Origin of the sequence: Nostoc sp. NOS(2021), assembly GCF_017115025.1 — a bacterium.
Classification (GTDB): domain Bacteria; phylum Cyanobacteriota; class Cyanobacteriia; order Cyanobacteriales; family Nostocaceae; genus Nostoc.
Window position 1 is genome coordinate 19143 of sequence record NZ_JABXKM010000127.1, and the last position, 15135, is coordinate 34277.

At 43.1% G+C, this 15135-nt stretch carries 12 protein-coding genes; 3 read left to right on the forward strand and 9 right to left on the reverse strand.

What is annotated here, in order from left to right:
- Positions 1-802 precede the first annotated feature (802 nt).
- Complete coding sequence (locus tag HWQ41_RS16530; RefSeq protein WP_292764798.1) at positions 803-1507, forward strand: SDR family NAD(P)-dependent oxidoreductase; 705 nt, start codon at positions 803-805, stop codon at positions 1505-1507.
- 5 nt (positions 1508-1512) lie between these two features.
- Here the strand turns inward: HWQ41_RS16530 and HWQ41_RS16535 are convergent, their stop codons facing one another.
- The 9 genes from HWQ41_RS16535 to prfC form a co-directional block, all read right to left on the reverse strand.
- Positions 1513-1785 carry a hypothetical protein gene (locus HWQ41_RS16535; RefSeq protein WP_292764800.1) on the reverse strand — a complete coding sequence of 91 codons (273 nt, stop codon included), beginning with the start codon at positions 1783-1785 and terminating at the stop codon, positions 1513-1515.
- Between the two features lie 78 nt (positions 1786-1863).
- Positions 1864-2925: a hypothetical protein gene (locus HWQ41_RS16540; RefSeq protein ID WP_292764803.1), complete on the reverse strand. Its 1062-nt coding sequence runs from the start codon at positions 2923-2925 to the stop codon at positions 1864-1866.
- A 118-nt stretch (positions 2926-3043) separates the two neighbouring features.
- Positions 3044-4015 carry a GTP-binding protein gene (locus HWQ41_RS16545; RefSeq protein WP_292764806.1) on the reverse strand — a complete coding sequence of 324 codons (972 nt, stop codon included), beginning with the start codon at positions 4013-4015 and terminating at the stop codon, positions 3044-3046.
- A 302-nt stretch (positions 4016-4317) separates the two neighbouring features.
- Positions 4318-5148: a hypothetical protein gene (locus HWQ41_RS16550; protein ID WP_292764809.1), complete on the reverse strand. Its 831-nt coding sequence runs from the start codon at positions 5146-5148 to the stop codon at positions 4318-4320.
- Between the two features lie 438 nt (positions 5149-5586).
- Positions 5587-6498: an alpha/beta hydrolase gene (locus HWQ41_RS16555; RefSeq protein ID WP_292764811.1), complete on the reverse strand. Its 912-nt coding sequence runs from the start codon at positions 6496-6498 to the stop codon at positions 5587-5589.
- A 240-nt stretch (positions 6499-6738) separates the two neighbouring features.
- The gene (locus tag HWQ41_RS16560) at positions 6739-7179 is read right to left on the reverse strand and encodes a SufE family protein (protein WP_292764813.1); all 441 of its coding nucleotides are present in this window, start codon (positions 7177-7179) and stop codon (positions 6739-6741) included.
- Positions 7180-7724: 545 nt separating this feature from the next.
- Positions 7725-8228: an RNA-binding protein gene (locus HWQ41_RS16565; protein ID WP_292764815.1), complete on the reverse strand. Its 504-nt coding sequence runs from the start codon at positions 8226-8228 to the stop codon at positions 7725-7727.
- A gap of 619 nt (positions 8229-8847) precedes the next feature.
- On the reverse strand, positions 8848-11151 hold the full coding sequence (locus HWQ41_RS16570) for a M48 family metalloprotease (protein WP_292764818.1): 2304 nt from the start codon (positions 11149-11151) through the stop codon (positions 8848-8850).
- A gap of 340 nt (positions 11152-11491) precedes the next feature.
- Positions 11492-13120, reverse strand: a complete 1629-nt coding sequence (gene prfC, locus HWQ41_RS16575) for a peptide chain release factor 3 (protein WP_292764821.1) — start codon at positions 13118-13120, stop codon at positions 11492-11494.
- 124 nt (positions 13121-13244) lie between these two features.
- On the opposite strand from prfC, the gene HWQ41_RS16580 reads away from it, so the two are divergent.
- On the forward strand, positions 13245-13604 hold the full coding sequence (locus HWQ41_RS16580; RefSeq protein ID WP_292745464.1) for a DUF4870 domain-containing protein: 360 nt from the start codon (positions 13245-13247) through the stop codon (positions 13602-13604).
- Between the two features lie 336 nt (positions 13605-13940).
- Complete coding sequence (gene hemB, locus HWQ41_RS16585) at positions 13941-14921, forward strand: porphobilinogen synthase (protein ID WP_292764824.1); 981 nt, start codon at positions 13941-13943, stop codon at positions 14919-14921.
- The last annotated feature ends 214 nt before the right edge of the window (positions 14922-15135 follow it).

The window sequence follows — 15135 nt, forward strand, 5'->3', positions numbered from 1 at the left end:
AAGAAGTACGGCTTTTAGCAGGGGCAAGTCGTCATCATATGACCCTGTTAAGTCTTGTAGCAGAACAATATCAGATACTGGAGCTATAGTTTATACCACTGACTATTTAAATTAATGGGTTGTATTGCAAAGTGCAGATGCATCATTTCACCTTGATATTAGCAGGGTTAATTGATTTCAGATAGTACCATTACTGAAGTTGACTTTTCTTGTTAAGTCTCTAAATAAAACTTTTATGTCCCTAAAAAATACAAAATTTTATTAGGACGCATCTATTACTTAATCAAGCTGCAAGCTCTCGCACTAATTCAAATAGAATATTTCAGGCAATTTCAATAAATCGCAAACTTTCTCATACCTCCGGAAAAATCATAGTTTCAGCCCACGTCAATCAGGAGCCTAACAGAGTTTGTTAAGAGCGATCGCCCCAAGCGCAGCTAGCGCTACCAACCGAAACACTGATTAAAACGTACCTTTGCCAGCTCAAGGTGTTTTACTTAAATGCCGATATAGCAAGACTTATAAAAAACTTTGTGATCTACTGAATTTTAACTATTAACTAAATTATTTATGTCCCAAAATATTCCTAACTGACATTTGGTTGTCTGCATCCATCCAACCTCTAAAGAGCCAATCAAGTCAGCAATTCTAAATTCAAAATCTGATAGCATTTAGCATCTGAAAATTCAAAGAGGAAAAGTTGCACCAAGAGAGCGATACAAGCGCTATGTGAAACTCAATGAAGAAAGCTGTCATTCGCTACAAACTTGTGCAAACCTGTACTAAGCATAAGGAGATTGCGATGACTCAGAAAACGTGGCTAATTACAGGTGCCTCGCACGGTTTTGGAGCGGAGATCGCAAAGGCAGTTCTGGCGGCGGGTGACACCCTGATTGCGACTGCAGGCAATCAAGCCGCTCTGCAACACTTCGGGTCAGGCAAGGATGTACTGGCCCTGAGCATGGATGTGACGGACGAGGCTCAGGTGAAGGCAGGGGTTGCAGCAGGGCTAGAGAGATTTGGACGGATCGATGTGCTCGTCAACAATGCCGGATTCGGTCTGCTGGGAGCGATGGAAGAATGCAGTGCCGAAGAGGTTGAGAGCGTTTATCGAACCAACGTCTTCGGGCTGCTGAATGTCACGCGATCTGTGTTACCCAACATGCGTCAGCACCGCTCTGGCCCTATCATTAATCTCTCTTCGATCGGCGGCTATCGATCCTCTCCTGCCTGGGGAATTTACTGCTCGACCAAATTTGCAGTCGAAGGCATTACTGAAGCTCTTCATGGCAAGTTGGCACCCTTGGGGATTCACGCAACGCTCGTTGAGCCAGGATACTTCCGCACCGACTTTTTAGATAGCAGTTCGCTTCGCCAGACCGTAGTGCAAATCTCTGATTATATCCAGACCCTCGGCAAAACACGCGATGTTGCCGCAGGACGTAATCATCAGCAACAGGGAGACCCGGTTAAGCTCGCCCAAGCCATCCTAATTCATAATTCCTAAGTTTATTAAAAACCGACTGATGGCAGCTTGCCTTGTAGCGACTGAAATTTAGACTGAACACAGTTGGCACAATTGCAACCAAGTTGATCAATAATCGGATTAGATATTTGAATCAACTTTGGTGTTGCCAGATCAGGAATTTGTTGTATAGATGCTACCGTCATAATTTGTGTAGCATATACAGATTTCAAGCTGGATGCTTGTGCTGGATTGACTACCAGCAACATGAATGCTAGAAGTGCGGGACAGGCAAGTAAAATTAGTTTCACTATGTTCATAATTCACACAAATATACCTTTGCTGATACAGCATACCCAACAAATTGCCGAGGTTCAACTTTAATTAGTGAGTATTGCTTAACTACGCCCGAATCCTTGACCCCGCAAAACCTTTGACCATACAAGTAATTCGCCCTGATCACCGCCAGCGGCCAGTAACTTGCCTTGGGGATGCCAAGCTAGGGTGGAAAAGCCTCCTGAGACACCTGTGATAATTTGGGATACTTCCTTGGCTTGGTTCCACAAACATAACCAGCCGTCAGCAGCAGCAGAGGCGAGAAGGAAGGTTTTGGGTGCAAAGGCGATCGCATTGATCACACCCACATGATTAGTTAATACTCGCGCCTCCCAACCTAAAGAATCATCCTCTAGCTTTTCCCACACCACAATACCTTCAACGCTAGAAGATGCCAGTATTGGCGCACCAACTTTCGTGGTAGCTTCTGACCATGCCAATTGGCGAATTTTACCAGGAAAGCCACGCATCACCCAAGGGTCAGGGTTGTTCCATTCTAAAACGGTGACACTCCGATCCATGTTGCCAGAAGCCAGGAATTTGCCATCGGGCGACCAAGCCATAGCTAAACTGACAGTAGTCATATCTAAGATATATGGGTCTTCATCCCAGTTTTGACTATGCCAAATCTTGACTCCTTTATAACCACTAATGGCTAAGTATTGTCCGTCAATGCGCCAATCTATACCCAATACTGAAGAGTTGTCGAAATTCAGCGTCACGACAATTTCATGAGTATCTGCATCCCAGACTTGGACATAACGCCCCAAACTAAAAGCCAGTTGGTTACTAGTATAATTCCAAGCCAGCTTGTCAACCCATGCGGGGGCATTTGACAACGTGGCGATTAATTCAGTATCGCGCCAAATTTTCACCTGTCCATCTTGTCCACCAACGGCTAAAAATTTTCTATCTGGGGAAAAGGCCAGACAGTCTACTGATTTACCGTTACCAGTTTGTAAGGTTGTGAGTTCGCCATCATTCCACAAAACTACTTCCCCGGCGGCGGAAGTTGCTGCTAAAGTTTTACCTTGTGGCGACCAAGCGATCGCAGTTACATAATCTGAAAGTGTCCCCGAATAGTGTTGTTCAAATTCCTTAGATTTGCTGGTTGTGGAGTTCATAGTTATTGGGTACTGGGTACTGGGAACTAAAGACTGGGGACTGGGGACTGGGGACTGGGAACTAGAGACTGAATTCTTCCCAATCCCCAATACCCAATACCCAGTCCCCAATTCCCTTTTAAGCTAAACAAGCGAGAAAATCTTGTTTGAGTTGGGCTGCATCAAGATTGCGACCGATGAAGACTAGTTCGTTTTTGGGAGTTTCGCTTGGTTTCCAGGGGCGATCGGGTTTGCCATCAAATATCATGTGTACTCCTTGGAATACAAATCGATTATCTTCTCCAGCAATATTTAAAATGCCTTTCATCCGAAAGATATCTGGGCCTTGAGTACGCAGTAACTCGGAAATCCAAGCGTTTAATTTTTCTCCATCGACTGCACCCGCTTCTACTAAAGCCACAGAAAAGACAGTTTCATCGTGTACGTGGGCATCTTCGCCTAAGAAATTTGGATCAATTTCTAATGCGCGGTTTAAATCAAAGGCTTTTACACCTAATAAAGCATCCATTCCTAGTTCAGAATTTTGGGTACGGTAGATTTTTGCGATCGCATTCATCGCCCGAATCCGTTTTTCTAATTCATCCAACTCTTCTGGCGCTACCAAATCTGTTTTATTAAGTAAAATCACATCGGCAAAGGCAATCTGTTCTTGGGCTTCGTCGGCATCCCAGTGCTGCCAAATATGCTTGGCATCTACAACTGTCACCACCGCATCTAAAGACAGTTGGTTTTGCAAATCTTCATCAACAAAAAATGTCTGAATTACTGGTGCAGGATCGGCTAATCCAGTCGTTTCGATTACTAAATGGTCAAATTTATCGCGCCGCTTCATCAAATTGCCAATGATCCGAATTAAATCGCCGCGCACTGTACAACAGATACAGCCATTGTTCATTTCAAATATTTCTTCATCTGCATCGATAATCAATTGATTATCAATACCCACCTCCCCAAATTCATTGACAATCACAGCAACTTTTTTGCCGTGTTCGTAGGTGAGGATGTGATTGAGTAGAGTCGTTTTACCTGCTCCCAAATAGCCTGTAAGAACAGTAACGGGAACTGAATTGTTGATTACGTCAGCCACCATACTCTAAATTCCCCTTGTCTCACCTTGTGGATAATCATTATCGCATATCATAAATCTTTTTATATTTTTTTGCTAACTTGCTGTTATTTTGAGTTTCAGTAAAATAATTACATAATTTAATCAATAAACATTTTATTTTTGTGCATCTGTAATAAGTCATAAATATTCACAAATTGGAGTAGCCTGATAGGAATATTGCATACAAGCAAAACTACTCCTTTGGAGAACTCTTAGAGTAACAACAGAAACTTCTACAGACTTATCGAAAGTCGCAGGTAGTGGCTTGACAATGCCACATTCAGCTATGCTGTTTGTTCTTTGCAATTTCTATAAAAGATAAAAGCGGCAAAACTGATAAAGGCAATAGCTATAAATATCTGAGAATATGTCCCATTACTGCGGTTACTCAAATTAACTCCAGGGACGATAGTCCAGTAACTATCGTCAATGGCAACTCCTTGCTTCTCTAACCACGTTCTCACTTCTCCTTCTCCACCCTCAGTCATAAATCCACTCACCGTTACTGTTTCACTTTTTGGAGCTTTGTGAACATACTCTTCAATATCACCCTTGTCCAATGAAATAATCAAATGAACCGGGGTGTTAGACTGAGAATTCTCTCTCAATGCAATATAGATTCTAGGTATACTAGTTCCCTTTTGTGTTACTAATGCATTGGGATCTGGATAGCCTGAAATATTGGCATAAAAACTGTGTTCAGCAATTTTGCCGGAACTTAGTTGAGCGATGCTAATTGTACCGATATCTTTGCCGAATGATTGCGCTAATGTAATATTTAGCATAATAAGCCCAATAATTAAAATAATTATCGGCATGATCGCATTTTTTATAAGTTGGTTATTTGTCAAATCATCAATTACATTCCACTTAGCAGAAAATTCTTTATCTGGATTTTGACTTTGAACTCGATTGCGTAAATAAGTCCCTAACAATATAACTGGAAGATTAAGGATCATTAAACTTACAGGTTGCCACTGCTTACCAAACATACTCATCTGCATTTCTCCCAAAAATTTCACTGGGCCAGTATAGTGAAAGTCCCAATATATTGTCAGTGCAAGATACGCACAATACGCTAGAGATAAATATTTGAATTTCTGATTGTTACTCATTTTTTAAATTTTGATTGCCCCTCACTTTTTAACCTAATAGAGATTAAACCGAGATCCGTACTCAAACGGAAATAGGGGCAGATATAGCAATGCAATTTGTAACTTTTCATACTCCCTCTTACCTCTCAACGAGAAATCAAGGGTTTCGACCATTTTGCAGGGGGGGAGTGAATAATTACTGCAATTTAGCGATCGCTAATTTCACACCATTTACCTTCAGAGATTACATCACCCTTAGCTTTAGTAGCGGCCTGACCACAATCTTAAGGATATGGAGAAGAATTAAATATGACTCATACCGGGTAAGATTCAAAGCCTCTCTCCTTTTAGGAGAGAGGTTTGGAGAGAGGTCAGAGTATATTGCATACAAACGAGAAGTGCTATCTGATAATAATGATCGCAAACAAGAAAATTATACTTTGATGGAAAAGTGAGGATTTAATTTTCTGAAGAGAACAGAAAATCTTGAACTGCTTCTAAAACAACTGCTGGATATTCTTCATGCAGTCCCAGAGAACCAGGAATGACAACGCTTCTCACTCCTGGTAAGGCTACCAAAGCGTTCATTTCTTCTCGTGATTTGGGTGGGCTAGATTCCCCAATTACTACCATGAGCGGTACGGTTAAAGACTGCACAAGTTGCAGAAAATCAGATTGTTTGTGTACAGCATCGAGATTACCAGTTACAAAGGCCGCAGATGCAAATCGCGCTCCTGGTTGTTGAGTTATGTACCACTTATTCTCAATGAAACTGGGTGTAATTTTAGCCGCGTCAGTAAAGACATGACGACGGTACATAAAACTTAAGAAAGATTGGGTAGTGTTGAGTTTGTAGAGAGCTTGACCAAGTATAGGCGATCGCACCAATTCTCTCACAATGCCAGCTATTTGCTGACTTGCCCCCATTGTCGGCAAAGGCCCACGCCAAGTAGGAGCTAACAACACAATTCGTGAGAAAGCAGCCTGTTTCACAGCTAATTGTAAAACGTAACTAGCAGCATGACCAGCCGCGATCGCAGTAATAGGAGTATTAAAAATAGCTTTGACAAAATCTTCCAGAAATTGCTGATATATTTCTGGACGATAATTCAAACTAGGGCGAGAAGATTCTCCAAATCCAGGCCAGTCTATGGCTACAACTTGAAAATTGGGAGCTAGTAACCTGGCAAGTTCGCCCATTTCCAAACGTGTCGAAACAGTGCTGAAAGCTGGTAGAAGCAAAAGCGGTGAACCTTTACCGAGGGTTTCATAAACAACGCGCAATTGCTTATTTTCCCAATTCCAGAGATATTCTTGAACTACTCCACCAAAGCCAATACCAGCAGAGGTAGATAATAAATTTGTTGACATGAGACTAAATTTATTATTAAGAGTGAGAATTAAGAGTAAAGCAGAGCTATTTCATTTTCATCTAGTCCGCCTCAGAATGAATTCTGAGTCTAATAGCGAAAGTCGTCTTTAGACGACTGAAAAAAGGTTATAGTCCGTTAAAACTGACTTTAGCTATAAGAAAAGGAACTTCAGTTCTGGGCGGTTTCTGTCTAGAACGAAATAGCACTGAAGACACGATTCATTGCGTCTGTCATTTGCTTAATTAGGCAAATCTAACTTACATTCCAATGCTTTTTTTTGCATGGTTTTAAAAATATTGTAAAACCCATTAGCGCGGGAAGGTGTGAGACTAACGTTTAAACCTGTAGCTTGAATAAAATCTGGAGTAAGTTGGACAATCTCAGTTGGCGTTAGTCCATCCAATCCTTCAACCAGAAGCCCGACTAATCCTTTGGTTAACTGGGAATCGGAATCGCCCTGATATACAACCTTACCGTCATCCAAGGCTGCGGTGATATAAACTTGAGACACGCAACCAGGAACTTTATTTTCGGGTAATTTATCAGCTTCTGGGAACTCATTGAGCTTCTGAGCATACCAGATTAGCTGTTCATAGCGTCGCTTCGGTTCGGAAGCGCGTTGAAAGCGCTGGACAATTTTAGCGAGCGCAGGTGGCAAAGAATCTAGAGTTGAGGACATAACAGAAGCTGCAAATGATCGGTATCACTTTGAGTTTAAATTATCTTTAGAGCGATGCCTACGGCGGGCTGCGCCTACGCGCCGACCGTTCACCAAGGCATATCTTGACTATAACTTGTCAAATCCAGATAATTACTGCGATCGCATTCATCTGAGTCAGGTTTTTTAATGCCTGTAATCACAAAAATTTAATTTTTTTATAAGCAAGCTTTAACTGGAACCCCATAGATGCTACTATTGTATTTATCTATACTTTATACTATTACGTAACTATGGTGTATGCTTAAAATTTATGTGTCGTTTGATTTGACTTGAATCCAGATTTTCTGAAGGTTGGGCTGTTTGCACGTTCCTAACTCCCAACTCTCAGGTACAACTCAGTAGTGACTAGTGGCGATGCGATGCCTAGTTTGGGCTGCGCCTACGCACTTACAAAATTAGCTGCAAGTAGATTTTAACTAAGCAGCTAGATAATAATCGACAATTAAAAATTAAAAATCAAAAAAAATTCTGATTTTTAATTTTTAATTTCTCTCCCTTACGGATTAATTCGTAGTTTGTGCAGCTAGCATCTGCTTCAGCTTTTCTAATTCCGAAGCCCAACGAGGATCTGGACGAATAGCGTCTGAATCGGTAGTTGTGGTGCTGCTTTCACGAGAACCACCGCCACCGCCGCCACGACGAGGCTTCTTAGAGCCTTTCTCACGACGGCTACCTTCTCTGTTGGGGCTAGGAGTGGGGGTACTACTAGCAAGAGTAACTGGTTTAGGAGCTTGCTCCTCGCCCTCCTCACCCTTTGTACGAGGTAATGCCTTCTCTAGCTTAATGGGAGTGTCTTTAAACATCTGACCATTATACTTTTCAATGATTTCGTCAGCTTGCTCGTCGTTGTTGACTGTAAGAAAACCGAAACCACGGCATTTGCCAGTTTTGCGGTCTTTAATTAATTTAGTAGTTACAGCGTCACCTTCTGCTGCAAAAACTGCTTGTAGATCTTGACGATCTATTTCATCTTTAGGCAAATTACCTATATATAGGCGAACGGACATGAACTATACCTCCAGAGTTGAATGAACATGGCAAGGCAAGAAAACAATCATTTAGCTTTGGCTTTTAAATAGATGCTATTGACCAAGACTGCCATTAACCAATTTTTTTGCTCGAAACTGTCAACTTATACAACAATACAGTTTTTCGTCGGGATCAAGCTTGTTTAATCCAAAGGCTCACACTATGGTGAACTAATAACACCTTAATTCTAAGAATTGTAAATTTAATAGCCTAGTGCCTGCTAAAGTACACGCTTTCTTCCATGCCCTTTTTCGCAGAATCAAATACCATTCCTTACATTACCACGGTATTTTCTACGTAGCTAGTTTAGCGCATACATTTCCGACCTTAGTATGAACGCATCGTAACATAAAACACATTTTTTGATGCAAGGGGGCATATATTTGAAACAAAAACCAGCGACTGGCTGGTTAATTTCCTACTGTGTTGGGAGGATAAAAGGTATGGAGCGGGGGAAAAAGCATCCGAATTCACAACTAAGCTTTGGTGCTGAGTTACGTCGGCTGCTATTGTTTGTGTGAATAAATGTAACACTTGTCAATAAAATCTGCAACTTTTGTTTACATTCCAATTTGCCCAATCCCCAATGTCCAATGCCTAACCAGTGAGAAAAACGTATGCGCCCCAAGCTTGTGCTGCAACTGCCAAAAAAATAGACCAAATGGGATGAAGACTATGAATGGTTTTACCACTTTGAGTTTCCAGGGTTTGGATATCGATCCAAGGTGTTGCTCCTCGCCGGAACCAACCTGTGACGATAATTTGCCGACCGATCAAATCCTGGTGATTGACTGACTGTCCTAGCCAAGAAATGTGGTGTAATTTCACCAAGCCCGCGCTCGATTGGAAGATTAAATCTTGCGCTAGGGAGTTGCTAGTGCCTTGACGACCTAATAATTTGCCCACAATACGCACGCTGATGCTGTCAATGGGTAAAGCAGAAGGGTCAGATAACAGGTTGGGTAAGCTGTCGTCAGTTTGCACCGTGGCCGGTTTAATATCGGGGAAGAAAGGATTAATCCGCATCACTGTACCGATGCTAAAGCCAATCAGAAGGCAGCCTGTAATGAAAGACCAATCTTCATATATCCACTTTAGATTTAAAAACTTGAGTGCGAATGCTAGTTGCCAGGTTAGCCAGACTAAAGCTGCAAACAGAACCCCTAGAGGAATTCCTAACCAGGGAGCGATTTGTAATAAGAAAGACTGACGCTTAACCTTTGATGGAACGCTAGCAAAATGTAGTTCGGTGTCTAGATGCCAGTGACGGGCTATTTGGCAGAGGCGTTCGATGCGATCGCCCATTAAAGGATGGCTATTATTAATCGTAAACCATTGGCGATAGGGATTGGCAGTATCCCACTTCAAAAAGGATTCAAAAGATAGATTACTGGCAATAGTACCTAAAGATAAACTCTGTTGGTGGCTGACTGGTGTCAGGAGATTTAAGCTTTCTAGTTGCCAGCTGGTGTGTTCTTGTTTTTGAATATCAGCTGCAATGCCAATGGCAATTTTGAGTAAAGCGCGAATCAGCGCATTGGGATTACCAGTAATTTCAGCAGCGACGCGATCGCTATAATAAAGCCGCAACCGCGATAACCACAATGCAGTCCCAGTCAGCAAACACCAAACTCCATAAATTAGACTCGCCAGAATTGTCATCGGCCAGCGCCAAATTTTCCCTGATATTTTGTCTCCCAACTCCGACACTTGCTGATATAGCTTATGAGTTGGTAGTGTCACCAGCAGCAACAAAGACATCACAGCAAAATCCCAGTGAGCAATATGTCCTAGCTGCGTGGCGTAAATAGTGGCGATTTCATCATCTGCTAGTTGCTCTAATAGCCCTTGACTCACAACAATCCTGGCATTACGTGGTAAACTACCATAGGTCAGGATAATTGGTGCAGCCATTGGTAAAATACGCAGCTTGGGTAATGGCCAGTATCGCTGTTGGCAGCAACGTTGTAGCACCCGGACGGCTTCGCGGCTATGAGTATTCAATACATCTTTGGAAAATTCTCGCTGACCATACAAGTTCGCCAGTAGCAGATCCAGCAACCAAGGTGATACTCCGATTAAAATCACCAATACTATTAGCAAAAATTGAGTAGGGTCGTTATATAAAACCTGCAATGGCTCCAGATAAGGTAGTTTTACTAAAGTCTGGTTGATAAATCCCATTGCTAACTTGAGGATTTCTCGGATCACGCAAAACAGGGCGATGAATGTTCCTGCTGACAGTAGCCGCAAAGGAATTAATTTCGGTTTACGCAGGGGCTGCCATGCTCTGGCGCGTTGTGCTTGCCGCCAATAAATAACGCCGAATAATTTGGCTTGGGTGCGGGTAACGGAACCCATGAAGCCGTTTAGGGGCGCAGTAGGTGGTGGTAGTGGTGTCGCTACTGTAGCTTTGAGTCTAACTAGTGGCACCATCGTCGGGGTGTCGTCGCTCTTGGTTTCTATTACTTGATCATTTGGCTTTTCCTCGAATGTAGGAGTTTCCGGGGGAGTAACTGGGATTGAATCTGGGGTTGAATTTGGGATTGAATCTGGGGTTGAATCTGGGGTTGAATTATCAAAAGCAACAAATCCAGTTTCGACATTTTTTGATTCTTGATCAGGTTTTTTACGTTTTGTCAGGTGTTCGAGAGCGCGTGTTGCCCACTCTTGAACTTGGGGATTGTTACTCTCAATGAGATTCTGAGAAATAGCGATCGCTTTGGGAACTTCGCCAGTGCGAGCATAAGCCATCACTAAACCAACCTGGGCTTGTAAGCTAGCAGTCGCATTGCTTTGGCTGCTAGCAATCGGTTCTAGTTGAGCGATCGCTGTTTGGTAATTTCCCTGCTTGAGGGCAACTAAACCAGCCTCCAAAGACGGTTTGGCATGTGAAGGCATACAAATTCTGGCACTCCAATCTCTTTTAAGTGATCCACGTTTGTGCAAAAGCGCGAACCTCGGATGCCGTGGAACTCAACCGCGCTCAAGTTTTGCTTGTCAACCAATTTTGGATTTTGGATTTTGGATTTTGGATTGACCCTGACTACAAGGTTACTTAGCTCAAGAATTTTAAATTGAGGATTTTGGATTTGTTCGGCCCACGAACGCGTAGAGCGGCCCGTTCGCGGCAGCGTCTCGCAGAGAAGTGCGGGGCCTTAGCGTAGTGGGACGTTAGTCCGGCATGAACCAAAAAATCCCAAATCCCAAATTTAAAATCTAAAATTCGTAGTCAAGTGAATTATTCCTCCACTGGTTGTTGACTAGAAAATACTGGAGCGATCGCGCTTAATTTTAACTCTGGATGGTCGCCCAATAACTGTTGGCAATTCCATTCATTGCGGAATAGTAACACTGGGCGTCCCATACTGTCTTTAACTGTAGTGGTATTGAATATCCGTCCCACCTGTTCTAATGCTTCCCAACCACCCTCAACCCAACGGGCGACACTGTAGGGCAATACCTCTAGTAAGGTTTCTACGCCATACTCGTTTTGTAAGCGAAACTGCACCACCTCGAATTGTAACTGACCCACCGCCGCCAAAATTGGATCGCGCTTGGCTTCATCAGTTGAATACATAATTTGCACAGCACCTTCTTCTCGCAATTCCGCAACGCCTTTTTGGAATTGTTTAGACTTCGAGGGGTTGGGATTCCTCAGAGACGCAAACAGTTCCGGCGAGAAATACGGAATGCCCTCATATTCGAGCTTTTGTCCCGTGTAAATTGTATCCCCGATCGCAAAAACACCGGGATTGTTCAAACCGATCACATCGCCGGGATAAGCCACATCAATAGATTCCCGCTCTTGGGCAAAGAGTTTTTGCGGGCGAGACAGACGGATGAGTTTACCGATGCGGGCGTGATTCACCATCATATCTTTTTCAAACTTGCCAGTGCAAACCCGGATAAATGCGACGCGATCGCGGTGCTTCGGGTCCATGTTCGCTTGCAGTTTGAAGACAAACCCCGAAAATTCCGGGTATGTAGGGGGAACTTCGCCAACACTGCTGTAGTGAGAACCGGGTTTGAGGGCATAGTCGAGGAAATACTTCAGGAATAACTCTACCCCAAAGTTAGTCATGGCGCTACCAAAGAACACTGGCGTCATTTTGCCTTCGTGTACCAACTGCAAATCTAGCTCTGGCCCAACTCCTTCTAACAGTTCTAAATCATTTTTCAGTTGGTAGTACAGGCTTTGTTCTAGCTGTTCTTCTATTCTCGGATCACCTAATTCCACGATCGTATCACGGGCTTCTCGGCTGCCGTGGGCGCTGCGTTCAAACAGGTGAATTTGTTGCTTGTGTCGGTCAAAGACACCTTTAAAGCGATCGCCCATACCAATCGGCCAGTTTACCGCATAGGTTTGCAATCCCAATTCTTGCTCAATTTCATCCAACAGTTCCAGAGGTTCCCTACCTGGGCGATCGAGCTTGTTGATAAATGTAAAAATCGGGATACCCCGCAACTTACACACTTCAAATAATTTGCGGGTTTGGGGTTCCAAACCTTTTGCCGCATCAATCAGCATCACGGCATTATCGGCGGCGGCGAGAGTGCGATAAGTATCTTCACTGAAGTCTTGGTGTCCAGGGGTGTCTAATAAATTTATTTGACAGTTCCGGTATTCAAATTGCAACACTGTGGAGGTAATGGAAATACCCCGTTGTTGTTCCATCGCCATCCAGTCAGAGGTAGCCTTACGCTGTGCCCGTCGCGCCTTAACCGCCCCAGCTTCGTGAATTGCACCTCCGTACAAGAGTAGTTTTTCTGTTAGTGTAGTTTTACCCGCATCGGGGTGAGATATAATCGCAAAGTTGCGGCGAAGCTCAACCGCTTGAATAAGTTCAGACTCAAGTTCAGTAGACATAAGTGTATTTGTTTGTTAGCTAACTTAATTTTTTTTGACTCTGGCAAGTCTTTTAATCTTAAGACAACGATGCTCGTGATAGGGTCGTAATATAACCAAGAATCTGACTAAATAGGAGAAAGGAATGTACGACACAGACAAGCGAAAGCTTTTATCTGCTCTGTCGCATGGAGCGATTTTTTTCAGCACAACGGTGATATCTGTAGGTATACCTATTGCCATACTGCTCGTATCTGATGATCCTGTTGTTAAAGAAAACGCTAGAGAATCTATCAATTTCCACTTTAATGTCTGGCTTTATGGAGGAATTCTCGGAGCGCTGTTTTTTCTATTCGGTTGGTTAGTGTTACCTCTATTATTGTTGGGGCCACTAGCCGGTCTGGGATATCTATTGCACTGGGGATTAACAATTTGGGCGCTCATCGGAGTTTTCAGCAATCCTGATATACCCTTCCGTTATCCCTATATTTTTCGAGTTTTTTAACACTATGGGCATTGGGCATTGGTAATTGTCAGTTATTTTTTATTAAGCTGTTGTGCCTTGAGTTTGCACACACCCAATCGCCAGGATTTTATCAACAGACGGTCTTACCATTTTGAATTTTGAATTTTGAATTGCTTACTATGTTGTTTTTTTTCCAGTCCGTCGGATAGGTGCAACCAAGCTGTAGAATACAAAATTGCCCCACAACTTGATTAAGAGTAGGGCAAGGGACAGTTAAGCACTGTTTGTAGTCTGTCCGACGGCAGGAAAAATTTAGCCTGCTTTTGTGACGCTTTGTTTTGTGTCCATTTGCGTTGTTTTTCTTCATAAAATTTTATGTTTCCTATACATCGCCCCCGTCGTCTGCGGACTCATCCCCAACTGCGCCGCATGGTTCGTGAAACTGTTTTGACAACAAGCGATTTAATCTACCCATTATTTGCCGTACCGGGTGAGGGAATCGCTAATGAGGTGAAATCGATGCCCGGAGTCTACCAACTTTCGGTAGATAAAATTGTCGAAGAAGCAAAAGAAGTTTATGACTTAGGAATTCCTGCGATTATTCTATTTGGTATTCCGGCTGATAAAGATTTAGATGCCACTGGGGCTTGGCATGATTGTGGTATCGTCCAAAAAGCTGCGACTGCGGTAAAAGCAGCAGTGCCAGATTTGATTGTAATTGCTGATACTTGTTTGTGTGAGTACACCAGTCATGGTCATTGTGGTTATCTGCAAGTTGGTGATTTAACAGGACGAGTTTTAAATGATCCAACACTAGAATTGTTGAAAAAAACAGCAGTTTCTCAAGCAAACGCTGGTGCTGATATCATCGCGCCTTCGGGAATGATGGATGGCTTTGTCCAGGCAATTCGTGTGGGTTTGGATGAAGCCGGATTCCAAGACACGCCGATTATGTCTTATGCTGCTAAGTATGCTTCGGGTTATTATGGGCCATTTCGGGATGCAGCAGACTCGACACCGCAATTTGGGGACAGAAGAACTTATCAAATGGACCCAGGTAACGCCCGCGAAGCCCTTAAAGAGATTGAATTGGATATTGCTGAAGGTGCTGATATGCTCATGGTTAAGCCAGCCTTGGCATACATGGATATTATCTGGCGGGTGAAGGAAGCTAGTAACTTACCAGTAGCGGCTTACAATGTTTCTGGTGAGTATGCGATGGTGAAAGCTGCGGCTCTCAATGGTTGGATTGATGAAGAGCGGGTGGTTATGGAAACTTTAACTGGGTTTAAACGCGCTGGTGCAGATTTGATTTTGACTTACCATGCCAAAGATGCGGCGCGATGGTTAAAGTAAGGTGGGCGATTGAGTAAGAATTTAAGAAATCTCACGCAGAGGCACAGAGTTGTGTTTTGGTGTCTGGGCGTGAGATTGTTATATTTTGCCTTGGGCTAGTGCGAAATTCAAATAAAATTTAACTAATCCGCGTTAAACTTGTCATACGTGTGTTGCAAGTATAGCAGGGGACTGGGGACTGGGGACTGGGGACTGGGTTGAAAGTCTGTTTGTA